Origin of the sequence: Streptomyces sp. V4I8, assembly GCF_041261225.1 — a bacterium.
Classification (GTDB): domain Bacteria; phylum Actinomycetota; class Actinomycetes; order Streptomycetales; family Streptomycetaceae; genus Streptomyces.
The window spans coordinates 5737701-5761580 of record NZ_JBGCCN010000001.1 but is presented as its reverse complement, the minus strand read 5'-3'; the positions used below and the strand labels follow the sequence as shown (position 1 = coordinate 5761580).

The following is a 23880-nucleotide window of genomic DNA, read 5'->3' as shown; positions in this document are numbered from 1 at the left end:
GACTGACGACCGACGACCGACGGACGAGATGACGGACATACCAGCGACGGCGACCGGCACCGGCCCGGAGCCGGGCACCGACTCGGACGTGGGAACCGGCCCGGGCGTTGGCACGGACTGGGGCGTGGGCGCCGACTCAGGCGTGGGCGTGGGCGCAGGCGCCGACCTGGACCGCAGAGTGCTGGCCGCCGGCACCCACTTACGCTTCGCCCTCCTCGTGATGCTCATCGCCGGTGCCTGTGTGAGCCTGCTGTCGATCTACACGGCCGACCTGGTCGACGGCGGAACTCCGCGCAGGCTGCTGGTCGGCGCCGGTACGGCCGTGGTCTTCGGTGCCGCGTGTCTGATCCACGTACTGACGCCGGCCTGGAAGAAGCGGCGTTCGCACGTCCTGCCGGTCACCGACCCGGAACTCCGCGCGGAGCTGGACGCGTTGGTGGACCGGGCCGGGCTCGTCAAACGACCCGACTTCCGGCTGAACCTCGCCGCCACGCCCAGCGCCGCCGCCTTCGGCCGCTGGGGATCGCACACCGTCCTGCTGCACGGCGGTCTCCTCGTACAACGTGCCCGCGACCCCGAAGGGTTCCGGTTCGTCGTCCTCCACGAACTGGCCCACATCCGCAACCGCGACGTCGGCGTCGCCTACGCCGCCGAGGCGTTGTGGCGCGCGGTCGCCGTCCTCGTCCTCCTCCCCTGCGCCGTACTCGCCCTCTACCCGCAGCCCTGGGACCGGTCGCTCACCGAGCTGGCCGGCCTCTGGCAGGACCATTGGTCCCTGGCGCTGCGCGGGCTCTTCCGCGTGGCGTGTCTCCTCGCCCTCATCCTCCTCGCCCGGGCCGATGTGCTGCGCACGCGCGAGCTGTACGCGGATCTGGACGCCGCCCGCTGGAGCGGCGGCCGGCGAGGGCTGCCCGTGCTCGCGCCGGAGACCGGGCTCGGCAGGATGCGCCGGGCGCTGCGGGGCCTGGCCGCCGCCTGGCGCACCCACCCGGCCTGGACGGAACGCACGGCCTCACTGCTCGAACCGGGACCGATGTTCGGTGTCCGGGCCTCGACGATGTTCCTGACCGGCGTCGTCGCCATCGTGGCGTTCGTGGACGTGGACCTCGTCGTGCAGCGCCCGTCGGCGGCGGGGCAGTGGTACGCGGACGTCACCGACTGGACCACGGCCGGACTGGTCACCGCGATCGCCGGTGTGGCGGTGTGGCGGGCCGTCACGTACGCGGTCGTCACCCGGCTGCCGGCGCCCTCGGGACTGCGGGCGGGCCTGTGGCTCGGACTCGGCCTCGCGTGCGGGGAGTTGCTGACCTTCCGCCACGCGGGGGCGGGCTGGCTGCCCCCGGCACCGCAGGCGTTGCTCGCCCTGGTGGCGGGCACGGCCGTACTGCTGTGGTGGGCCGCCCAGTCCGCCGAACTGTGGGTCACCACCTGCCGCGGCCGCTCGCTGATGCCCAGTCATCTCCTCGGACTGACCGCGCTGTTCCTCGTGTTCGGCGGATGGTTCGCCTGGTGGCTCGGCCGCGGCCATCTGTTCCAGGAGGGCAACTTCCTGGCCGCGATCGACTGGGACTCCCTCCTCCCCGGGATGTACCCGAACACGCCGGCCGACCAGCTCCACTACCTCGACGTACTGAAGTGGCTCGCCTTCGTCCCGCCGGTCACGTCCGAGCCGTTGATCCTGGTCGGCGGGACGGTGCTGTGGCTCTTCCCGCTGGCCGTGTGGAGCCGGGGGCAGGGCACCGACGCGGCCCGCTGGCTGCGCCGCGCACGCCCGAGCGGACCGTGGCCCGATCTGAACGGCTCGCTGCCGCCGCTGCGCTGGCTGCTCGCGAGGGCGGCCGCGGGCGGGGCGTTCTGCGTGCTCGTCGTCCTGGCCACCCGGTTGTGGCTGCACGCAGACCGGCCGCCCGCCGGTCTGCGGGGCGGGGCCTGGCAGATGCACGTGTCGGTGATCACCGTCCTGGCCGTGTTCGCGGCCGTGGCACTGACGGTGTGCGTGGTGTACGCGACCACGTCCCGGCACCGCCTGCCGCTCGCCCTGACGGCGGGAGGCTCGGCTCTCCTTCTGGGCCTGGCCGGAACCCTGCTACTGACCGCCACCCAGGGCTGCGTACCCGGAACCGAGGTCTCCGGCTCCGGCTGCTTCTGGTACGGGGCGCCGGGCTGGTTCATGATCCACGTCCTGGTCGCCCCGTACATGCTCGGCCTCGGTTTCTACGCCGTGGTCCTGGCGGCCCTCGTCGGCCTCACCCTGAACCGCCCCGTCACGGCCCTGCGCACCCGCCGACGACCGCGCGCACCGCGCCGGCCCCAGGCCGGCGACGAACGGCCACGCGGCCGGAAGGCCGCAGGCCGGGGCCGGGCCCGGCGTCGGATGCTCGTGTGGGCCGCCCTGGGTACGGCGACCGGTCTGCTCACGGCCGCCGCAACGAGGGCCGCCCTGGCGGCCGTTCGCCCCGAACCGGATACCGCCCTGTTCGCCGACTGGGCGCAGAAGACGGCGCTGTGGACGTCACTGTCCCTGATCACCTGCACGGCGCTGGCCACCGTGCTCACCAGGTTCCGGTTCCCTCTCGTCCTCGTCGCCGGAGGATCGGTGTTCCTCGGCGGGCTGGCCGGCACGCTCGCGCTGAGCGTGTTCGACGGCTGCGTCCCGGGGCTGGCCGTGCTGGCCGGCACCTGCGCGGTACGTCCCGGCCCGACCTGGGATCTGGCCCAGGGCATCCTCCTGCCCCGGCTGGCCGGCATCGGCCTGCCCGTCCTCGCGGTGGCGGCCCTCTGCGTGCTCGCCGTACGCCGCCGGACAGCCCGGCTCGCCCCCGCCCGGCCGGGCACCCGCAAGGTCCACCGGCTCACCCGCCGGGCCTACGTCCTGGTGGCCTGCACGGCCCCGCTGCTGCTCCTCACCGGCCAGCAGCACCTCGTCGCCACCACCGACCCGAACACCGGCCCGGGCCAACGGGCCGCCGCCGCCCGGGCCAAGGCGGAACAGCGGGAGGCCGTCACCACCTGGCTGAACGGCGGCGGCGGACAGGTCATGAACTACCTCGCGAGGGACTACAAGGCGCTCGCCAAAGCCCTCGCCGGTACAAAGACGACCGGCCAGTACCCGAAGTCCGTGTACCAACCGATCTGCGACGACTGGGGCCTGGACGGAGGCGTGATCGCCGCCGACTACCGGCCACCGGTGGCCAAGCTCTCCGACGAGTGGCAAACCATGATCGAGCACGCCGAACGAGGCGCCCGCCTCTGCCAAGCCGGCCTCACCTCCGGCTCGCAGCCCCTCACCCAGATCGGCATCGCCGACCTCACGGTCGCGAGCGGCAACTACATGGTCGTGGCCGTGGGCCTTTTGGCGATCACCGAGCCTGGGGCGTGACGGAACCCAGACGACGGATGACAGAGGGCCATCGTCTCGTATGTGTGATCTCGACAAGCCGCGCCACCACGGTGTCGCCAAGGAGCTGTGCAGGCCGGTTCATCGCATCGCCAAGAGGCGGGGAGCGCAAGGGGAGCGCGGACGCCTATGGACGGCACAACACGGGTATACCGGCAGTTCGGACTGTTCGGCTCCGTCAAGCGAAGCCACCTCCTGGGGCGGTGCATGGACTGCCGTACCCGGCGGCTGTCGGTCGCCGCGTTTCGTGCTGTCCGCCCAAGTGCCGCGCAGAGCGCCGGACATGCCCGGGCAGCATCATGTCCTGGCACTTCTGGAGGCGCGGTGCTGCTGGTGCGCCGCTGCCGGCTGACGCCGACTGTGGTGCGGCGGCGGCTGCGGGGCTGATGTCGGGCTCCGAGCCCTCGCCCTCGGCTGTCTCGCCGGACCGCACCGCCGTCCCCGTCTCTGTCGCTGTCCAGGCGGCGCAGTACAGCAGCAGCCTGGCCATGAGGTTGATCCACAACACGACGGCGACCGGCACGGCGAAGGCGCCGTACATGCTCTTCCCCGCAACGCCCTGCAGGTAGCCGGTCAGCAGCCACTTGAGCAGTTCGAAGCCCACCGCACCGATCAGCCCGGCGACCACGACCGCACGCCGGCCGGGATGCACCCGCGCCAGCCGGGTGAGCACGTAGACCAGCAGTAGGAAGTCGACAACCAGGGCGATGACCAGGCCGGCGAAGAACAGCAGAGCCCGCCCCGCCCTCGCTACCGGCCTTGTCGGCGGCCCAGCCGACGGCGATGTTGGCGCATACGGAACTGCCGAGCGCGACCAGCCCGACCGCGCCGAGACCGACCAGCACCATGGCGTCCTTGACCCTGAGCAGGATGGGATTTCCCGGGTCCTGCTCCTTCTCCCACACCGCGCGCAGGCACCCTCGCAGGGCGCCGACCCAGTTGATGCCGATCACGAGCAGCAGCGGACCGCCGCTCCACATGCCCCCTGGGCGGTCGGTGGCGGGGGCGGGACGGTTCGCCGCTGTTGTGTCGACCAGAGCCTGGACTGTGCCGCGACCTGGGGCCGCGCGCCCTGGCGGTCCGCCGTCCCGCCGGGGCTGCCGAGGGCGATCCGGACGGCCAGTACATCTGGGAGATGCCGAGTTGCAGGGCGATGCGGTGCTGTGTCATCCCGCAGAGGAACCGCATGCAGAGGGTCTGCCGTTCGCGTTCGGGCAGCGCCCGCAGCAGCGGGCGGAGCGCCTCACGCTTGACGATCAGGTCGAAGCCGGGTTCGCCCGCACCCGGCTCGTCGCCGCCTTCCTCACCGGAACCCTCGCCCGCTCCCGCGCCTACCAGGCCACCACGGTCACCCGGCTGACGAAGGCACCGGAGAGTTGAGCTCACAGCTCCCGGTGCCGTCTGCCGGGCACGCATGCCGTCACCGCCGGTCTGCCAGATGGAGGCACCGCAGCCCCCGGCGCAGCTCCCGCTGTATCGGTTCCGGGAGCGCCTCGTCCTTGGTCGTGGCGACCAGGGCCGCGGCCACGTCCCGGAGCTTGATGTTGCAGTGCTGCGACACGTCCACCAACAGGTCCCAGGCCCTGTCGCTGGGACATGGGGCCAGGGCCATCACCATGCCGCGTGCCTGGTCGATCACTGCGCGGCTCGCCAGCGCGCGTCCCAACTGCTCGTTCCTGGCGCGCAGTTCGACGACTTCGGTCAGTAGAGCCGTTTCCTCCGCCGACGCCACGGCCGTCAACAACCGCTGTTCTTCGCGGGGCGTGGTCAGCTGGCGCACGGTGCGTACCTCACAGGCAGTCATCCCATCCATAGGGGGTCAGCGGCGCGCCAGTTGCCGTTCTCCGGCCGCACCGGGCTTGTAGGCCAGTCCGTAGTGCTTGAAGATTGCTTCCTCCTGCTCGGCGGGCAGCACGTCGTCGGTACCGATCGAAGGGGCCTGCTTCACCAGCGCCTTGACATAGCCGACCCTGAGGTAGTCCGGCCCCGCGATCGCGTCCTCGAGGGGGACGAAGACCAGACGGTGCCGGGTGGGCAGTCCGGTCCGTACCGTGGCCATGGCCGGCTCATCGGTGGTGGTGTCCACATAGACCGCCTCGAGAACCCCGATCTTGCGCGACTCGGTGTCGACGACATCGCGGTTGCGCCATTCTCGGACGTCGGCTGCGTGAATCATGACCTTCTCCTTCCGGACGGCTCGTCCGCCGGTGGCGAGTCGCACCCCCGGCCTTCCGCGTAAAGCCGCCGCAGCGCACGCCGCAGCGCCCGCTGCATCAGCGGCGAGAGCGGCTCCCCCTCCCAGGCAGCGACCACGGCCGCAGCCACGTCCGGAAGACTGGTGTTGCACTGCCGCGAGATGCCCACCAGCAGGTTCCTGGCCGGCCCACGGCCGCAGGGGGCAAGGATCATCACCATGCCGCACGCCTGATCGATGACCCAGCGGCCGGCCAGTGCCCGCCGCAGCTGATCATTCTCGGCGCGCAGTGCGACGACATCCTGACCGGCCGCATTCTCCGCCCCGGCCTCAGCCGCCACATCCCACCAATTCTCTGGGAGCAAGGTTGTGCGATGCATGGCATCTGCCTCTCCACGATGTCCGTGCGTCCGGCGTGGCTGAAGCCGCCCCGGAATCTCTGGATGCCGGGCAACTTCATCGGTCACCCGCGGCGTTCATGGTCCCGACGGTCCTCGCGCCTCCAGCGCGCCCGGTGCCGACGGCTGTAGCGACGGTTCCAGCGGTCCTGACGATCCCGGCGGTTCTCGTAGTCCCGGTAGCCCCCGAGATCGGAACCGTCGTCACGGATCCACCCTCCCCCGCGATCACGGCCGTGCCGGGTGGCGCCGAAGACCAACACGGCCGCGGCCACCCACCAGATGGGGTTGATGAAGCCGAGGCCGAACAAGACCACGATCAGGATGAGAAGCAGAACGAACACGGCGGGCCTCCCCGGAGCGGAACAAAGCATCACTGCCGGGGGCCGGGGCCAGTACGAACAGCGTAGCCCTCCCCCGAGGTTGCGGATAGCGACCCACGTCAGCGCCCCCCGGGACCAGATGGCCACTTGCCGTCTGTCCAGGGAGCGCGGCGAGGGCTAGCGTGCGCGCTACGGCCCGAGCCCCCGGCAGCGTCGATCACCTCTCGCGCTCCTTCGAGGGCGCACCTCGTGCATCAGTGCCGGAACCTGCCCCGCCCCAAACGGGCCGCTCCCGCACCTGCGGTCCCCGGTGGAGCCGCACTGTCGCGGGACCAGTAGCCGATCCTGGTTGATTTGCGGAGGGCGGGTGGATCCGCGGCTCGACCTTGTGGGAGTGGTTCGACGACGAGGCGGTAGAACCGCAGACGCCTCGCGCTCCGGTGAGGGAGTGCGAGGCGTCGGCAACGACCTCACAGTGCAGCCGCAGTTCCCCTGTCTCCGCCTCGGCAACCTAGCCCTGTCAGGTCGCGCGAAGAGTGCTGGCGGCCGTCGGGAGGCGTCCGGTCGCGGTGGGGAATCGGCCGCTACTGCAGCGCGTGGACGGCGGCTGAGAACACCGGGGGCATGCGGGATGCTGCGGGGACGATGAGGCGGGCGGTGCCGGGACGGCGGCCGGCGGCCAGCAGGGCTCCGGTCAGCAGTCGGTGGCGGCGGGTCAGCCGGGCCCAGGTGCGCTCGTACTCGTCCGGCCGCCCGGCGGCCAGGCAGTGGACGGCGGCCCCGGAGGTCGCCAGTGCGAGGGCGATGCCCTCGCCGGTGAGGGCGTCCAGGTAGCCCGCGGCGTCGCCGACGAGCAGGACCCGGCCGGCGGTTCTGCGCCGCACCCGCTGCCGCAGTGGTCCGGCGCCGCGTACCTCCGTCGCGGCCGGGCCGCGCAGCGACGCGGTGAGGGCCGGGAAGGCGGCCAGGTGCTCGTCGTACCCGCGGCGGCTGCGGCTGAGGATCGCGACGCCCACCAGGTCGTCGCCGACCGGTGTCACATAGGCCTCGCCGTGCCGGGACCAGTGGACCTCCACGAAGTCCGTCCACGGTTCGACGCGGTAGTGCCGGCGCAGTCCGTAGCGGCCGTGGGGGCGACCCGGCAGTTCCAGCCCCAGGCCGCGGCGCACCGGGGAGTGCAGGCCGTCGGCGGCGATCAGCCAACGGGCCGTGGTCCCGGCGGCGGTGACCGTGTCCGCGTTCTGGCGCACCTCGCCGACCTTGCCCGGCAGCATGCGCACGCCGAGGTCGAGAGCGCGCTGGTGCAGTGCGGAGTGCAGCGTCGTACGGCGGATTCCCAGCCCGTTGCTGCCACGGAAGGACGCTTCGGCGCGGGTGGTGCCGTCCATGTAGCGGATGCCGCGCAGTTCGCGGCCGGTGACCTCGACGCCCAGTGCTCGCAGCGCGGCGACACCGCCGGGCATGACTCCTTCTCCGCATGCCTTGTCCACGGGCGAGGTCCGGGGTTCGACGACGACGGCCTCCAGGCCGGCGAGCGCGGCGTGGATCGCGGCGGCCAGACCGGCCGGCCCACCGCCGGCCACCAGTACGTCGATCACGCCGGAACGGTCGTGGTCGAGGTGGTCGCGGCGGCCAGCGCCCGGTTCTCGCAGCGGATGCGCACGGTGAGCAGAGCGGCGTTGAGCACCGTGAACACGGCCGCGGTGACCCAGGCGGTGTGGACGAGTGGCAGGGCCACGCCCTCGGCGACGACGGCCACGTAGTTCGGATGCCGCAGCCACCGCCACCGGTAGGGGCCGCCCGTCACCAGCGGCAGGCCGGGTACGACGATCACCCGGGTGTTCCACCGGGGTCCCAGGGTGTGGATGCACCACCACCGCAGCGCCTGGGCGCCAGCCAGCACGGCCAGCATCGGCCAGGCCAGGGCGGGTACGAAGGGGCTGTCGGCCAGCCACACCTCGGCCGGGCAGGCGATGAGCAGACCGGTGTGGAGGGCGACCATGGCCGGGTAGTGGCCCTGCCCGGTCACGGTCGCGCCGCGGGCGGTGCTCCACCGCTCGTTGCGGCGGGCGACGCCGAGTTCGGCGAGGCGCTCGGCGGCGACGGCGGCCACCAGCAGTCCGTACCAGATCATGTGTCCCTATGTCCTTCGTGTCCTTCGACGGTCCGAACTACCAGCGCAGCAGGACGAGTTCGCAGGCGAAGCCGGGCCCCATCGCCAGCAGCAGACCCGGGGTGCCCGGCGGCGGGCGGCGTTGGGCCAGGGTGTCGCGCAGTACGTGGAGCACCGATGACGAGGACAGGTTGCCCACGTCGGCCAGGTGACGCCAGGTCACATCGAGTGCGTCGTCGGGCAGGTCGAGGGCCTCGGTGACGGCTTCCAGGACCTTGGGGCCGCCGGGGTGGCACACCCAGGCGGTCACGTCCTTCGGCTTGATCCCGTGGTCGCCGAGGAACCCCTCGACGTCATCGGCGAGGTAACGGCGTACGACCTCGGGGACCTGCGGGTCGAGGACGACCTGGAAGCCGGTGTCCTTGATGTCCCAGCCCATGACGCGTCCGGTGTCCGGGTACAGGTGGCTGCGGGTGTCCACGATCGTCGGGCCGACGGTCTCGTCCGGGCGGCCCGGGCGGTTCCCACCGCAGGCGACGACCGCGGCGGCGCCGTCGCCGAACAGTGCGGTGGCGACCAGGTTGGCCATGGAGGCGTCGTTGCGCTGGAAGGTGAGCGAGCACAGTTCGACCGACAGCAGCACCGCCACGTGGTCGGGCCGGCCCAGCAGGTAGTCGTGCATACGGGCCAGGCCGGCGGCGCCGCCGGCACAGCCCAGGCCGAACAGGGGCAGTCGTTTGACGTCCGGCCGCAGTCCGAGCCGGCCGACCAGCCGTGCGTCGATCGAGGGGGTGGCGATGCCGGTGACGGAGGTGAAGATCAGCAGGTCCACGTCGGCGGCGGTCAGGCCGGCCGTGCGCAGAGCGCCCCGGACGGCCTTGGCGCCCAGGCCGGTGGCGGCGGCGATGAAGGCGTCGTTGGCGGCACCGAATCCGTCCAGTTCCCCGTACTGTTCGAGCGGCAGCGTCATGTGACGCGAGCCGACCTGCGCGCTGCGGTGCAGCCGGTCCAGGACCTGGCGGCCGGTGCCCTCGGGAAGACAGGTGCGGGCCACCATGTCGGTGATCTCGGACTGGGTGCGGCGGTGCGGTGCGAGGGCACCGTGAACGGCGGCGATCCGCGTCATATGGTTCCCGTCCGGTTACCGACTCGGGTGAGTTGCTTCCCACGTGTTCCCCTGTCCGGAGTTTCGACACCATGAATCGCCCGTCCGGCCGTTCGCCCTCGGGGCGCGTTTGCCGGCCGGGTGGGCCCGGGCGCCTACGATCGGCCGGGTGGGCACTCCCGAGCAGTCGACGACCGGCGGCCCCGAGGCGAGTTGGGCCGCCCGGGTGGCTGGTCTGGCCGGGTCGTGCCACCCCGGGCCCGTGGTGGCGGTCACCACCTTGATGGCCGGGCTGGCCGTGACCGCCGGCCAGGGCGCCGCGCGTTGTGTGCTGACCGGCGCCGCTGTGCTGACCGGGCAGCTGTCCGTCGGCTGGTGCAACGATGCGTTCGACGCGCGCCGGGACATCGCGGTCGGCCGTCGGGGCAAACCCGTTGTCGACGGCACGGTCGGCGTGGCGGAGGTGTGGGTGGCCGCGTATGCCGCGCTGGCGCTGTGCGTGCCGCTCTCGCTCGCCTGTGGCCTGTGGGCGGGCGCCGTTCACCTGGCCGGGGTGGCGGCGGCGTGGGCGTACGACCTGCGGCTCAAGGCGACAGCATGGTCCTGGGCGCCGTACGCGGTGGGTTTCGCCGCGCTCCCGGCATTCGTGGCGCTGGGGCTGCCGAGGCACCCCTGGCCGGCCTGGTGGGTCGTCACCGCCGGGGCGCTGCTGGGGGTCGGCGCCCATCTGGGTGACGTACTGCCGGACATCCGCGGGGATCTGGCGACGGGCATACGGGGATGGCCGCACCGGCTGGGCCCGGACGGCGCACGGCTGCTGCTGCCGGTGCCGCTGGTGGCCGCGTCCGCGGTCCTGGTGCTGGGTCCTGCCGGGCCACCCGGCAGGTGGGGATGGGCAGTGCTCGTGGTGACCGCTCTGATCGCGACGGTGGGGACGGTGCTGGGACGCCGCTGGGAGCGGTTGGCGTTCGCGGCGGCGGTCGCCGTGGCGGCGGTGGACGTGACGTTACTGCTGCTGCGCGGCACCGGAATCGCCTGACCGCCGTATACCCCGCCTGCCGCACCCCTGAGGCACTGACGCGCTCCCCTCGCGCACCCACGAGCAGCCGGAACTGACCAGGCATCAGTCAATCCACGAAAACAGCAGGTCAGGGCACATCCGTACGATCCATCGATCACTGCCATCGATGACCAATCCTTCGCCCCGAACGCCGAGTTGGAGGAATCACTTCGCGCCCGCTGGACGAGCATCCCGTCACAGGCGCTGTGACCTCTGTCGACCCAGGAGGGCAATTTGCCCTCGCGACGTACGGGTAAGCCACCTGCGCCCCATCGGGACGAACGGCTTCGTGGACCGTGAGCCGGGTGCGACCGCCCGGGCACACCTGCAACCTGACGTCTCATCACGGAATCTGGAAACGGGTTGCCGTGAGTGGGCTGCTGACGCGTCGCGGGCTAAAGCTACCTGTGCGTTCGCTGTGATTGGCGTGACGCGGGTCACGCGTCGAGATTTAGTCAACTCATCTTATTAACGGACAGGTTGGGAAGGGTGTGACTGCAGGTTCCCCTGTGACCACTCACCCTCCTGGCCCGGTAAGAGCGTTCCGGGATCGAAGGAACCCCTGCGCCGAGTCGTCGATCCGAAGAAGATCGAAGACAATCGCAAGAAGTCCATCAAGGAATGCAAGAAGGTCTGGGGCGACTACGCCGGCAGCGGCCTGGAGTGCGACGAGTACCCCTTCGCCTCGACCAAGGAGAGGTCCACCAAGGGCGACAACCGCTTCTCCGTCCGGCTGATCGACGGTAAGGACAACCGCAAGGGCGAAGAGCGCCTCAACGAGATGTACACCCTCAACCGCGTCCTGGACGGCGACCCCTTCTACGTGAAGATCACCAACTAGCAGGAAGACACCACTGACCATGGCGCTTCTCGCCGAACACAACGTCACCGCCACCCCCGGCCGCCGCGTGCTGGAGGTCTACGACGCGGACGCCTACCTCGGCGACGAAGCAGCCATGGACGCCGCGGAGACACAGGTGGTGGCCGGCAACGGCTACCACCTGTACCTCCTCAGCCTGCAACCGGACATGAAAGTCCAGATGACGATCCGCATCTGGGACACACCACCCGCCCCGCCCGCCGAGGCCGAAGGCCACACCGACGTCAGCCTGGAATCCGAAACAGGCATCCTGGTCATCGGTCAACTCGGCCGAGGACCCGCCGGCGAGATCACCCTGCCCCGCCCCGGCGTCTACGAAGGCCACGCCTGGTGGCAGAACCGCCAAGCAGCAGCCGACTACTACAACACCACCCTCGACCAACTCACCGACGCCCCCCGAAGACCAGCTCACCGAAGCCTGGAACAACTGCCCCGTCACCGAACGCTACGTCCTCGACCTCGCCTACACCCGCAAGCCCGAACCCATCGATGACGATGATCAATAGAAGGGGCTCTGCTGCGGGGGCCTCGCGTACGTTCAGCGAGGCCGATTAGGGAGCGTCCTGGCGATCACGAACGAAGCCAGATCATGAGGGCTGCCGCGGCGAGGCATTGCTGATCTTGGCTGGTCATGCGGGCGGCATCCCCGCCAGGCGGCGGGGAGGTGCGGGCGGTGACAGAGGGAGGCATCACCGCGGTCTTCCTACAGCTCATTGACGCGAGCATCGTGACCATCGCCCGTTCTAACGGCTGGCCTCCCAGTCGCTTCCGGCTGCCGGCCACATGGTTCGAAGCAGTGATACCCGACAGTGACAGCCGTTACGGGGGTGGCCGGTTCTGGGGTGGCACCAAGCTGCACCGCGTCAGCTGAATGTATACGCGTCTACGCAAACTCTCTATCCGTCAACCTGTTCACGGAGATCGCGGGCCAGTGCAGCGTGATGGCGCATAACCGGGACCGTCCCGGCATCCACCGCGTGCTGACCATGGTCATCGCCACAGGGACAGATGCTCCATCCGCTCGTCTCGACTTGGTCAGCCACGGTGTCGACCAGCTCAGCCCGTTCGTCCAGCACGCCCATGGAGATCTCTGCGCCCCGTCGGCGTGGTTCTCCACGAGGGCCGCGCCAATCTCGGTAGCGAGATCCAGGAGGTGAGCCGCAGCCGCCCCGTCGTCGTTGAGGCCCGCGTACTTGCCGGCCTGCGAGGCGGCCATGACCAAGTGGCCGATTGACACGACGGGGGCACTGACGGTGCGGTCCTCGATCCGGACCGGCCACATGGCATGCGGGCTGGAGACGCCTTGGTCCTCTTCTCTCGCCGCTTTCACGATGATCTCCGCGACGGCTTCTGGAGTCACCAGATGGACGGCTTCTTCCTGGTCCATGCCGATCCGCTGAGCCATGACTTCGACGAGGTGCGCCGCCACGCCGCGCACCGACGTCGCCTCGACCTCGACTCCGTGGGTCAGCAGTACAGCGCCCACCTGCGCCACCAGGGTCTTGAACGGGAGAGTGTCCAATGGATCCGCCACGGCCACCAGCCTAGAAGCGCGGGTTGGAGCGTTTCTACAAAACCTGCTTGCTCGCCAGGAAGTCTCGTCGGGCCTCCGACGGCACAGCCGCCGCTCCTCTCGCGCACCCCCCGCGCACACGCTCTGCGCTGATGCGCTCCCCTCGCGCACCCCTTGGACCCGGCGGCACGGACCGACGGGACAGCGTCGGCCCGACAGCGCCTCGAAACAAGACAAACCCCAGGTCAGGTGCGTCTGACCCGGGGTTCCGGAAGAGCCGCCTTCGGGATTCGAACCCGAGACCTACGCATTACGAGTGCGTTGCTCTGGCCATCTGAGCTAAGGCGGCACGCCGTCCGCACCATGGTGCGATCAGCAACGTCGGTAAGTCTACACAGTTTCCGAGGTGCTCCGTACCAGCCCCTCCAGGGCCCTCCCAGCCCCCGCCCGGCCCCGGAGCGCGGCGCTCCGGGGCGGTTCTCGGCGGCGGTCGGCGCCCACTGTCAGTACCGTCTGCCGGTACCGGTCAGGTCAGGTCAGGTCAGGTCAGGTCAGGTCAGGTCATCAGCATCGCTTGTCCCGGCTCGGCGGCGTCCCCCGCAGGAGATACGCGTTGATCGTCCGGTCGATGCAGGTGCTGCCCCGCCCGTACGCGGTGTGGCCGTCGCCCTCGTAGGTGAGGAGGCGGGCGGAGGAGAGCTGGCGGGAGAGGGACTGGGCCCAGCGGTAGGGGGTCGCCGGGTCGCGGGTGGTGCCGACCACGACGATCGGCGCCGCGCCCCTCGCCTCGATGCGGTGCGGCTCACCGGTGGGCGCCACCGGCCAGTACGCGCAGTTCAGGGTGGCCCAGGCGAGGCCCTCGCCGAAGACGGGGGACGCCTTTTCGAAGGTGGGGAGGGACCTGCGGACCTCGTCGGGGGTGGAGAAGGCCGGCGGGAGGTCCACGCAGTTCACGGCCGCGTTGGCGAACATCAGGTTCGTGTAGCGGCCCTCCGCGTCGCGCTCGTAGTAGCTGTCGGAGAGGACGAGGAGGCCCGCTCCGTCGTTCTCCCGCATCGCCGCGGACAGCGCGTCGCGCAGCTGCGGCCACGCGCCCTCGTCGTACATCGCCGCGATCACGCCGGTGGTGGCGAGGGACTCGCCGAGCTCACGGCCGTCCGCGTCGCCCGTCGGGATGGGCCGGGCGTCCAGCTTCTCGAAGAAGGCCTTGAGGTTCTTGCCGACGTCGCTCACTTTCTTGCCCAGCGGACAGTCCCGCTGGCGCACGCAGTCGCGCGCGAATGCCTGGAACGCCGTCTCGAAGCCCGCCGTCTGGTCGAGGTTCAACCGGCGGGCGGGCAGGGAGGGGTCCATGCCCCCGTCCAGGACCAGCCGGCCCACCCGGTCAGGGAAGAGCCCGGCATACGTCGCCCCGAGGAAGGTGCCGTACGACGCCCCCACATACGTCAGCTTCTCGTCCCCCAGCACCGCCCGCAGGACGTCCATGTCCCGGGCCGCCTCGGCGGTGGAGACATGCCGGAGCAGGCCGGCCGCGTCCGCGCCGCAGCCTTCCGCGAACTTCTTGTACGCGGCGACGAGCCGGCCGGCCTCCTTGGCGTCGTCGGGCGTGAAGTCCGTCTGCGTGTACGCGTCCATCGCCCGGCCGCCGAGGCATTCGACCGGCTCGCTGCGCGCGACTCCGCGCGGGTCGACCGCGACCATGTCGTACTGGGCCCGCACCCCGGCGGGGTAGCCGATCCCCGCGTACTGCTGGAGGTAACCGATTGCCGAGCCTCCGGGGCCGCCCGGGTTCACGAGCAGCGACCCGAGCCGCTCGCCCGGTCCCGTCGCCTTCTTGCGGGCCACGGCGAGCCGGGTTTCCCCGGCGTCCGGCTTCGCGTAGTCGAGCGGCGCCTTCATCGTGGCGCACTGGAAACCGGGCACCCCGCAGCTGCGCCAGGTCAGCTTCTGCGCGTAGTACGGCGCGAGCGCGGTCGGCGTCGACCGCGGCAGCGCGGCCAGCGCCGCCCCCCGCCGCCGGGCTCCCCGACTTCGTGACCTCGCTGGTCACGCTGCCCGAGGTGCAGGCGGAGACGAGCAGCGCGGCGGCGGCGAGGAAAGTGCCGACCGTGCCGGCTCGCCGGGGGTTCGAGCGACGGTTGCGTGGGCTGCGTGGGCCCTGCCCGCTGGAAATAGCGACTGAGCCGGCTGGAGAGCTGCGCCTGGTGTACATCAGGCGAGCGTAACTCTGCGCAGTGGTTTGGATGCCGTGCGTGCACACCGCGGCTCGTACGTGTTACACGGTCAACCTTCGGTTGATGGCCGGGCCGCCCTGCCCCCGGCGAGCCCTGCCCGGCCTGGTCAGCCCGCTCTCAGCGCCATGGTCATCGCCTCCACCGCCAGCAGCGGCGCCACATTGCGGTCGAGGGCGTCGCGGCAGGCGGCAATCGCCTCGATACGGCGGAGTGTGGACTCCGGGACGCTGTCGCGGGCGAGACGCTCCAGGGCGTCCTCGGCGTCGGTGTTGGCGAGGGCGACGCGGGAGCCCAGCTGCAGGGCGAGGACGTCGCGGTAGAAGGCGGTGAGGTCGGTCAGGGCGAGGTCGAGGCTGTCGCGCTGTGTCCGCGTACGGCGCCGCTTCTGCTTGTCCTCCAGATCCTTCATCACGCCCGCCGTGCCGCGCGGCATCCGACCGCCCTGGGCCGCGCCCAGCGCTGCCTTCAGCTCCTCGGTCTCCTTGCCGTCGATCTCCTCGGCGAGCTGCTTGGCGTCCTCGGCGGCGGCGTCCACGAGCTCCTGCGCGGCCTTCAGACAGCCGCCGATGTCACCGAGCCGGAGGGGCAGCTTGAGGACGGCGGCCCGGCGGTCGCGGGCGGCCGGGTCGGTGGCCAGGCGGCGGGCCCGGTCGACGTGGCCCTGGGTGGCGCGGGCCGTGGCGGCGGCGACCTCGGGCTCGATGCCTTCCCGCCGTACGAGCATGTCGGCGACGGCGTCGACCGAGGGCGTGCTCAGGTTCAGGTGGCGGCAGCGGGAGCGGATGGTGGGCAGGACGTCCTCCAGGGAGGGCGCGCAGAGCAGCCAGACCGTGCGGGGGGCGGGCTCCTCGACCGCTTTCAGGACGGCGTTGGCCGACTTCTCGTTCAGCCGCTCCGCGTCCTCGACGAGGATGATCTGCCAGCGGCCGTTCGCCGGTGAGGTGAACGACTTGCGGACCGTGTCCCGCATGTCGTCGGCGAGGATCTGGGTGCCTACGGCGGCGACGGTCGTGACGTCGGCGTGCGTGCCGACGAGCGCCGTATGGCACCCGTCGCAGAACCCGCATCCGGGGGCGCCGCCCAGCGCCCGATCGGGGCTGACGCACTGCAGCGCGGCGGCGAAGGCCCGCGCCGTTTGGTTCCGCCCCGCCCCGGGCGGGCCCGTGAACAACCAGGCGTGCGTCATCTTGGACGCCTCGGGGGGCGGCGCGTCGGTGGCAGCGGCGGTGACAAGAGCGTCAGCGTCCCGAGCGGCAGCGTCCAGCTGCTCGCTCACCCTCGCCTGCCCCACCAGGTCGTCCCACACGCTCATGGGTCACCCCGCCCTTCGTTCACATTTCGCGGTGCGGGATCCATTGTGCGGGGCGGCACTGACAACGGGTGCCGAAGCGGGCGGAGCCGGCACCCGCCCGACGCCGACCAGCGCCCGTCCCCCGCCGCGCACCGAACCGGCCCGGCCCGGCCCGGCTGACCAGTCGGCCTCAGCGCAGCCGGCCTCAACGCCGCCCCGACCTCGGTGCCACCCGAGCTCAGCGCCACCCAACCTCGGCGTCCGACCTCAGCGCCGCCGACCCCGCCCCCGGCCCCCGTCCTCGTCGTACTCGTCCTCGCGCGGCCCCAGCAGCTCGTCCGCCAGCGTGGGCAGGTCGTCCAGCGGCGTCTCCTCGGCCCAGTCGGACCGAGCCCTGCGCCGAGGCATCCCCGCCTCGTCGACCTGCGGCATCTCGCGCGTACGTTCTTCGTCCCGGGCCTCGTCGCGGAAGTACCCCGGCGGAACCCGATCCGCGCGCTCCTCCCCCGACACGGCGGGCAAAACCGCCGTCTCATCGGCAGCCCCCGGAGGAACCGGCGGCAGCACAGCGGTCTCATCGGCGGCACCGGGCACCACCGGCGGCAGCACCGCCGTCTCGTCCGCCACACCCGAAGGCGTCGGCGGCTGCGGCAGCTTCGTCGTCACCTCGGATTCGGACTCCCCGGAAACACGGCCACCGGAAGCACTGCCACCAGAGGCACGGTCACGGGAACGACCGTCACCGGAGGAGCGCTCGTCACCCGTCTCCCGCGGCTCCTCACCACGCACCGGCCGCAACACGGTCGTCTCGTCCGACGCCCCGCCCGGCGCCTTCCCCGGCGTCACCACCGGCGTGGGAACCGTCATCGCGTCCCCCGGGGCAGCCCCGGTCCCGGACACCGTCGGCCTCGGTCCCGCCTGGGCCTGCGCGGCCGCCTGCTCCGCGAGCCGTCGTGCCTCCTCGGCCCGCAGCAGGGCCTCCTCGGCCTTGCGCTGCTTCTCCAGGCGGAGTGCCTCCGCCTCGGCCCGCAGCCGGGCCTCTTCCTCGGCCTGCTTGCGGCGGCGTTCCTCCTCGGCCTTGCGGCGCGCTTCCTCCTCGGCGCGCGCCTTCTCCTCCGCGAGGAGCCGCTGCCGCTCCTCCTCGGCCCGTCGACGTGCTTCCTCGGCCCGCAGCCGGGCCTCCTCCGCCTGTCGTTCGGCCTCGCGCCGCTGCGCCTCCTCCAGCTCGCGCCGCTTGCGCTCCTCCTCCTCGGCGCGCAGCCGGGCGAGCTGCTCCTGGCGCTCGCGCTCCAGGCGCTCCTCCTCGGCCTTGCGTGCGGCCTCTTCCTCGGCCTTGCGGCGGGCTTCCTCCTCGGCCTTGCGCCTAGCCTCCTCCTGGGCCTGGATCTCGGCCTCGGACAGCGGCAGCATCTGGTCGAGCCGGTGCCGGACGACCGTCGTCACCGCCTCGGGCTCCTGGCCCGCGTCCACCACCAGGTAGCGCCCGGGGTCGGCCGCGGCCAGCGTGAGGAACCCGGAGCGCACGCGCGCGTGGAACTCCGCCGGCTCCGACTCCAGCCGGTCGGGCGCCTCGGTGAACCGCTCGCGGGCGATCTCCGGCGAGACGTCCAGCAGCACGGTCAGGTGGGGCGCCAGTCCGTTCGTGGCCCAGCGGTTGATGCGGGCGATCTCTGTGGGGGACAGGTCACGGCCCGCCCCCTGGTAGGCGACCGAGGAGTCGACGTACCGGTCCGAGATGACGACCGCGCCGCGCTCCAGCGCGGGCCGGACCACCGTGTCGACGTGCTCCGCGCGGTCCGCCGCGTACAGCAGCGCCTCGGCCCGGTGCGACAGGCCCGCGCTGGACACGTCCAGCAGGATCGACCGCAGCCGCTTGCCGACCGGCGTCGCTCCAGGCTCGCGCGTGACGACGACCTCATGTCCCTTGCCCCGGATCCACTCGGCGAGCGCCTCGGCCTGGGTGGACTTCCCGGCGCCGTCGCCGCCCTCCAAGGCGATGAAGAAGCCGGTCGTCACGGGCACCTGCTCCGGGTCGTCCCCGCCGAGCAGCGCGTCGCGCAGGTCCTGCCTCAGCGGCACGCCGGAACGGTCGTCGACCTTGGCCAGCACGAGCGCGGCCACCGGCAGCAGCAGCGCCCCGGCCAGCATCAGCGTGAACGCTGCACCGCCGTGCGCGAAGACGAACTTGCCGCTCTCCAGCCGGTGCGGCCCGATGAGCGCGGCCACCAGCGGCGCGATCACCGCGCCGAGCGCCACGCACACGCGTACGACCGCGTGGAGGTGCTCCGTCGTGCGCGGGCGCCGGAATTCCTCGGCCTCCTGGTCGAGCAGGGTGTGCCCGGTGTTGGCGGCCGTGCCCGCGCCGATCCCGGCGAGCGCGATGATCAGCAGCACGGTGGTGACGTCCGGGACGAGTCCCGCGGCCAGCAGCGCGATGCCGGTGAAGGCGATCGCCAGGGCCAGCAGCCGACGCCGCGACAGGGACGGCAGCACGGCGGGCGCCGTACGGATGCCGACGACGACTCCGCCGGTCAGCGCGAGCACCAGCAGGCCGTACAGCACCGGGCCGCCGCCCAGGTCCTTGGCGTGCAGCACGGCCACGGCGACCCCGGCGGACACCGCTCCGGCGACGGCCGCGCACGCCGTCACCAGCAGCGGGATCGCGCCGGTACGGCCCTTGTCGACGCCCGAGCCCGTCTTGGGGCGGCGCAGGCCCTCCAGCGGCGACCGCGCGCGCGGGGTGCGCGTGTCGGGCAGCTCCAGGAAGGTCAGCACGGACAGGGAGGCGGCGAAGAGTCCGGCCGCGACATACGAGGCGAGGGCCGCCTGGTGCTGGTCGAACCAGTCGAGTCCGGTGCCGAGCAGGTTGTTGAGCAGGGCGGCGGCGACGAGTGCGGCGGCGGCCACGGGGATCGCCACGAAACCCGTACGCAGCGACAGGCGGCGCAGGGCGTCCATGTGGTCCGGCAGCGGTCGTACCGTCGCGCCCTCCGGCGGCGGGGGCGGCAGCAGCGCGGGCGCCGCGCTCTCCCGGCACACCGTCCAGAAACGCTCGGCCACGCCGGACACGAAGACCGTGACCAGCAGGACGGCCAGCGCGTTGTCCGGCGTCCAGTCGATCCACAGGGGCGCGACGATCAGCAGGGCGGCCCGCAGACCGTCCGCGCCGACCATGGTCCAGCGCCGGTCGAGCGGACCCTCCTGGGAGGTGAGCGACGTCAGCGGGCCGAGGAGTACGGCGCCGAAGAGAAGCGTCGCGAGGATGCGCACCCCGAAGACGGTCGCCACTGCGAACGCCACGCCTCGATACCCGCCGCCGAACGCCCCCTCGGTGATCGCCGCCTGAAGTGCCAGCAGGACCAGCACCAGGAGCGCCAGGATGTCGCCGATACCGCCCACCAACTGCGCGCTCCACAGCCGCTTCAGCTGCGGTCGGCGCAGCAGGGCGCGGACAGCGCGCTCGCGGGAGTCCGCTGCGAAGGCGTCGTCGGAGGTGGTGCTGGGGGCCGTTGGCTGCTCGGCTCGCGTCATGCTTTCAGCCTATCGGGAGCCACCGACAGCCCGGCGCGCGCGCCCGAACGTACGCGCGCCTCGACACCAAACTGATGCCGAGGCGTTCGTTTTGCGAACCGAAAGTGAAGAACCGGACCCTCAACCGGGCTCCGAAAGAGCCCGGTTGGCCCTCATGGTGACCGATCGGCCCTCGGAGAGAGGGCTGCTCAGTCCTCGCTCGCCGACTTCGAAGCCGCCGTCTTCTTCGCGGTGGTCTTCTTCGCCGTCGTCTTCTTCGCGGCCGTCGTCGTCTTCGCCGCGGTCTTCTTGGCGGCCGTCTTCTTGGCCGGGGCGGCCTTCTTGGCGGTCGTCTTCTTCGCGGTGGTCTTCTTCGCCGTCTTCTTGGCGGGAGCCTTGGCCCGCTTCTCGGCGAGCAGCTCGTAGCCGCGCTCCGGGGTGATCTCCTCGACGCTGTCGCCGGAGCGCAGCGTCGCGTTGGTCTCCCCGTCGGTGACGTACGCCCCGAAGCGACCGTCCTTGACCACGACCGGCTTCTGGCTGACCGGGTCCGTGCCCAGTTCCTTCAGCGGCGGCTTGGCGGCGGCCCGGCCACGCTGCTTGGGCTGGGAGTAGATCTCCAGCGCCTCTTCGAGGGTGATCGTGAAGAGCTGGTCCTCGGTCTGCAGCGAGCGCGAGTCCGTGCCCTTCTTCAGGTACGGCCCGTAGCGCCCGTTCTGCGCGGTGATCTCCTGGCCCTCGGCGTCGGCGCCGACGACCCGCGGCAGGGACATCAGCTTGAGGGCTTCCTCCAGCGTCACCGTGTCCAGGGACATCGACTTGAACAGCGAGGCCGTACGCGGCTTCACGGCGTTCTTGCCGGTCTTCGGGGTGCCCTCGGGGAGCACCTCGGTGACGTACGGGCCGTAGCGGCCCTTCCTCGCGACGATCTCGTGACCCGAGGCCGGGTCGGTGCCCAGCTCGAAGTCGCCGCTCGGCGCGGCGAGCAGTTCCTCGGCCATCTGGAGGGTCAGTTCGTCGGGCGCCAGATCGTCGGCGATGTCGGCCCGCTGGTGGCCTTCCGTGTCCTTCTCGCCACGCTCGATGTACGGGCCGTAACGCCCGACCCGGAGCACGATGCCGTTGCCCACCGGGAACGACGACACCTCGCGCGCGTCGATCGCGCCCAGGTCGGTCACCAGCTCCTTGAGGCCACCGAGGTGGTCCCCGTCGCCGTTGCCGGCGTCGGCGGCGCCGCCCCCGCCCCCCGCGGCGAAGCCGCTGTCGGGCACGGTCTCGCCGAAGTAGAACCGCTTCAGCCACGGCACGGACTGGGCCTCGCCGCGGGCGATGCGGTCGAGGTCGTCCTCCATCTTGGCGGTGAAGTCGTAGTCGACGAGCCGCCCGAAGTGCTTCTCCAGGAGGTTGACCACGGCGAAGGACAGGAAGGACGGGACGAGTGCCGTGCCCTTCTTGAAGACATAGCCGCGGTCGAGGATCGTGCCGATGATCGACGCGTACGTCGACGGGCGGCCGATCTCCCGCTCTTCCAGCTCCTTGACCAACGACGCCTCGGTGTAGCGGGCCGGGGGCTTGGTGGCGTGCCCGTCGACCGTGATCTCCTCGGCGCTGAGCGCGTCGCCCTCGTTGACCTGCGGCAGCCGGCGCTCGCGGTCGTCCAGCTCGGCGTTCGGGTCGTCGGCGCCCTCGACGTAGGCCTTCAGGAAGCCGTGGAAGGTGATCGTCTTGCCGGACGCGCTGAACTCGACATCCCGGCCGTCGGCCGCCGTGCCGCCGATCTTGACCGTGACGGAGTTACCGGTCGCGTCCTTCATCTGGGAGGCGACGGTCCGCTTCCAGATCAGCTCGTAGAGCTTGAACTGGTCGCCGGTCAGTCCGGTCTCGGCAGGCGTGCGGAAGCGGTCGCCGGAGGGGCGGATCGCCTCGTGCGCCTCCTGCGCGTTCTTGACCTTCCCGGCGTACGTCCGCGGGGCCGACGGCAGGTAGTCGGCGCCGTAGAGCTGCGTGACCTGGGCGCGGGCGGCCGCGACGGCGGTGTCGCTCAGCGTCGTGGAGTCCGTACGCATGTACGTGATGTAGCCGTTCTCGTACAGCTTCTGCGCGACCTGCATGGTGGCCTTCGCGCCGAAGCCGAGCTTGCGGCTGGCCTCCTGCTGCATCGTCGTCGTACGGAACGGGGCGTACGGCGAGCGGCGGTAGGGCTTGGACTCGACGGACCGGACGGCGAACTGCGTCTGCTCCAGGGCGGCGGCGAGGGCGCGGGCGTTCGCCTCGTCGAGGTGGAGGGTGTTCGCGCTCTTGAGTTGTCCCAGGGAGTCGAAGTCGCGACCCTGCGCGACCCGCCTGCCGTCGACGGTCTGCAGGCGGGCGACCAGCGACGACGGGTCCGACGAGTCTCCCGCGCGGCCGGTCGCGAAGGTGCCCGTCAGGTCCCAGTACTCAGCAGAACGAAACGCGATGCGCTCGCGTTCCCGCTCCACGACGAGTCGGGTGGCGACGGACTGGACGCGGCCGGCCGACAGGCGCGGCATGACCTTCTTCCACAGGACCGGCGAGACCTCGTAGCCGTAGAGACGGTCGAGGATGCGGCGGGTCTCCTGGGCGTCGACCAGCTTCTGGTTCAGCTCGCGGGGATTGGCGACGGCGGCCTGGATCGCGGCCTTGGTGATCTCGTGGAAGACCATCCGCTTGACCGGGACCTTGGGCTTGAGCACTTCCTGGAGGTGCCACGCGATGGCCTCGCCCTCGCGGTCCTCATCGGTGGCGAGGAAGAGCTCGTCGGACTCCTTCAGGAGGTCCTTGAGCTTCTTGACCTGGGCCTTCTTGTCGGCATTGACGACATAGATGGGCTCGAAGTCGTGCTCGACGTCCACACCGAGGCGGCGGACCTCACCGGTGTACTTCTCCGGCACCTCCGCGGCGCCGTTGGGGAGGTCGCGGATGTGCCCGACGCTCGCTTCGACTACGTAGCCGGGGCCCAGGTAGCCCTTGATCGTCTTCGCCTTGGCAGGCGACTCGACGATGACGAGTCGGCGGCCGCCCTGTGCGGTCTCGCTGGTCGGGGACAACTTCGCTCTTCTCTCCGGTCGACGCTGGGGCCTCCCCAGGGTCGGATGCGCCCGGGGTCGGGTGGTGGTGACGCTGCGGAGTGTGACGGTACATCCCGCCCCGTTGTCAAACGGGAAAAGCCCGCAACGGCCACTCGAACGGTAACCCGACTTCCGCCATTCCTGCCGCCCGGAGTACCCACCGGCCTTTTCGAGCTTTCCGGAAGAGGCCCTCCCAATTATCGGCCGCGCAGCTCGCAGGCCGTTCTCAGAGTCGGGTGAAGCACCATGTTCCGAGGAACAGCGCGATCACCGAGACAAGGCCCGCGAGCGTCGCGGATGCGACGGGACTCACACCGTCGGCGACGGGCCGGCGCTGCCGGACCCGGACCGCGGTCCACGCCATCAGCCCACCGCCGAACAGGGCGAACACGACCCCAGCGAAGATCGCCGGTCCACTTTCCATGGTTCCGCTTGCCCCTTTTCTCCCGTCCGAGAGCGCCCAGCCCGGCGAGGCTGTCACGCGCGGGCGGCGCACAGGCGAACCTCGGGTGAACGCGGGACCGACACGGCTGTGGACTCGCCGGGCCCTGAGGAACTGGGGACCCAGCGGCCACAGCAGCCCCACAGAACCCGGCGCCCTCACCGACCTCCGTAGACGGATCACACCCCGGACCCGGTGCTGGAGATCGTCTGAATTTGTCGCCCACAGCACGGTGACGGACTCGGAGCTCTTCCTGTGGCTCATTTCGCCGGACGCTTGATCGTGTCCGTGCGGGGCCGGTGCGCGGTTCGGCTACGCAGTCGATCAGCGG

19 protein-coding genes, 1 tRNA gene and 1 pseudogene are annotated in these 23880 nt (G+C 71.3%); 5 read left to right on the top strand and 16 right to left on the bottom strand.

What is annotated here, in order from left to right; all coding sequences use genetic code 11:
• Positions 1-28 precede the first annotated feature (28 nt).
• Positions 29-3379: a M48 family metalloprotease gene (locus tag ABIE67_RS26225; protein WP_370261995.1), complete on the top strand. Its 3351-nt coding sequence runs from the start codon at positions 29-31 to the stop codon at positions 3377-3379.
• A gap of 196 nt (positions 3380-3575) precedes the next feature.
• Here ABIE67_RS26225 and ABIE67_RS26220 read toward each other — a convergent pair whose 3' ends face one another.
• Positions 3576-4070, bottom strand: coding sequence for a YhjD/YihY/BrkB family envelope integrity protein (locus ABIE67_RS26220; protein WP_370261993.1), 495 nt, complete (start codon positions 4068-4070; stop codon positions 3576-3578).
• 77 nt (positions 4071-4147) lie between these two features.
• On the bottom strand, positions 4148-4615 hold the full coding sequence (locus tag ABIE67_RS26215; RefSeq protein WP_370268963.1) for a sigma factor-like helix-turn-helix DNA-binding protein: 468 nt from the start codon (positions 4613-4615) through the stop codon (positions 4148-4150).
• Here ABIE67_RS26215 and ABIE67_RS26210 point away from each other — a divergent pair.
• Positions 4541-4777, top strand: a complete 237-nt coding sequence (locus tag ABIE67_RS26210) for a hypothetical protein (RefSeq protein WP_370269710.1) — start codon at positions 4541-4543, stop codon at positions 4775-4777. The two genes, ABIE67_RS26215 and ABIE67_RS26210, sit on opposite strands and share 75 nt — an antisense overlap.
• A gap of 40 nt (positions 4778-4817) precedes the next feature.
• On the opposite strand, the gene ABIE67_RS26205 is transcribed toward ABIE67_RS26210, so the two are convergent.
• The 7 genes from ABIE67_RS26205 to ABIE67_RS26175 all read right to left on the bottom strand — a co-directional run bounded on the left by ABIE67_RS26205 (position 4818) and on the right by ABIE67_RS26175 (position 9551).
• Positions 4818-5177: an ANTAR domain-containing protein gene (locus ABIE67_RS26205; RefSeq protein ID WP_370261990.1), complete on the bottom strand. Its 360-nt coding sequence runs from the start codon at positions 5175-5177 to the stop codon at positions 4818-4820.
• 39 nt (positions 5178-5216) lie between these two features.
• Complete coding sequence (locus ABIE67_RS26200) at positions 5217-5573, bottom strand: PRC-barrel domain-containing protein (protein WP_370261986.1); 357 nt, start codon at positions 5571-5573, stop codon at positions 5217-5219.
• On the bottom strand, positions 5570-5971 hold the full coding sequence (locus tag ABIE67_RS26195) for an ANTAR domain-containing protein (protein WP_370261982.1): 402 nt from the start codon (positions 5969-5971) through the stop codon (positions 5570-5572). The genes ABIE67_RS26200 and ABIE67_RS26195 overlap by 4 nt, the downstream gene beginning before the upstream one ends.
• Positions 5972-6054: 83 nt before the next feature.
• Entirely contained in the window at positions 6055-6333 is a 279-nt protein-coding gene (locus ABIE67_RS26190; protein WP_370261979.1) for a hypothetical protein, read from the bottom strand.
• A gap of 563 nt (positions 6334-6896) precedes the next feature.
• A complete protein-coding gene (locus ABIE67_RS26185) occupies positions 6897-7910 on the bottom strand; it encodes an NAD(P)/FAD-dependent oxidoreductase (protein ID WP_370261977.1) in 1014 nt (337 codons plus the stop codon).
• Entirely contained in the window at positions 7907-8446 is a 540-nt protein-coding gene (locus tag ABIE67_RS26180) for an isoprenylcysteine carboxyl methyltransferase family protein (protein WP_370261975.1), read from the bottom strand. Before ABIE67_RS26180 ends, ABIE67_RS26185 begins: the two co-directional genes overlap by 4 nt.
• A gap of 37 nt (positions 8447-8483) precedes the next feature.
• Positions 8484-9551, bottom strand: a complete 1068-nt coding sequence (locus ABIE67_RS26175; RefSeq protein WP_370261973.1) for a type III polyketide synthase — start codon at positions 9549-9551, stop codon at positions 8484-8486.
• Positions 9552-9699: 148 nt separating this feature from the next.
• Between ABIE67_RS26175 and ABIE67_RS26170 the strand changes: the two genes are divergently transcribed.
• From ABIE67_RS26170 to ABIE67_RS26160, 3 genes are all read left to right on the top strand, one after another.
• Complete coding sequence (locus ABIE67_RS26170; RefSeq protein WP_370261971.1) at positions 9700-10569, top strand: UbiA family prenyltransferase; 870 nt, start codon at positions 9700-9702, stop codon at positions 10567-10569.
• 583 nt (positions 10570-11152) lie between these two features.
• Positions 11153-11431, top strand: coding sequence for a NucA/NucB deoxyribonuclease domain-containing protein (locus ABIE67_RS26165; protein ID WP_370268959.1), 279 nt, complete (start codon positions 11153-11155; stop codon positions 11429-11431).
• A 19-nt stretch (positions 11432-11450) separates the two neighbouring features.
• On the top strand, positions 11451-11963 hold the full coding sequence (locus ABIE67_RS26160) for a hypothetical protein (RefSeq protein WP_370261969.1): 513 nt from the start codon (positions 11451-11453) through the stop codon (positions 11961-11963).
• 390 nt (positions 11964-12353) lie between these two features.
• Here the strand turns inward: ABIE67_RS26160 and ABIE67_RS26155 are convergent, their stop codons facing one another.
• The 7 genes and pseudogenes from ABIE67_RS26155 to ABIE67_RS26125 all read right to left on the bottom strand — a co-directional run bounded on the left by ABIE67_RS26155 (position 12354) and on the right by ABIE67_RS26125 (position 23531).
• Positions 12354-13010: a hypothetical protein gene (locus tag ABIE67_RS26155; RefSeq protein WP_370261967.1), complete on the bottom strand. Its 657-nt coding sequence runs from the start codon at positions 13008-13010 to the stop codon at positions 12354-12356.
• Between the two features lie 248 nt (positions 13011-13258).
• Positions 13259-13332, bottom strand: a tRNA-Thr gene (locus ABIE67_RS26150).
• A gap of 215 nt (positions 13333-13547) precedes the next feature.
• Positions 13548-15195 (bottom strand): annotated as a pseudogene (locus ABIE67_RS26145) (alpha/beta hydrolase).
• 128 nt (positions 15196-15323) lie between these two features.
• On the bottom strand, positions 15324-16529 hold the full coding sequence (locus tag ABIE67_RS26140) for a DNA polymerase III subunit delta' (protein ID WP_370261965.1): 1206 nt from the start codon (positions 16527-16529) through the stop codon (positions 15324-15326).
• A gap of 246 nt (positions 16530-16775) precedes the next feature.
• On the bottom strand, positions 16776-20039 hold the full coding sequence (tmk, locus tag ABIE67_RS26135; protein ID WP_370261963.1) for a dTMP kinase: 3264 nt from the start codon (positions 20037-20039) through the stop codon (positions 16776-16778).
• Between the two features lie 188 nt (positions 20040-20227).
• Entirely contained in the window at positions 20228-23086 is a 2859-nt protein-coding gene (gene topA / locus ABIE67_RS26130; protein WP_370261961.1) for a type I DNA topoisomerase, read from the bottom strand.
• Positions 23087-23333: 247 nt separating this feature from the next.
• Positions 23334-23531, bottom strand: coding sequence for a hypothetical protein (locus ABIE67_RS26125; RefSeq protein WP_370261957.1), 198 nt, complete (start codon positions 23529-23531; stop codon positions 23334-23336).
• Between the last annotated feature and the right edge of the window lie 349 nt (positions 23532-23880).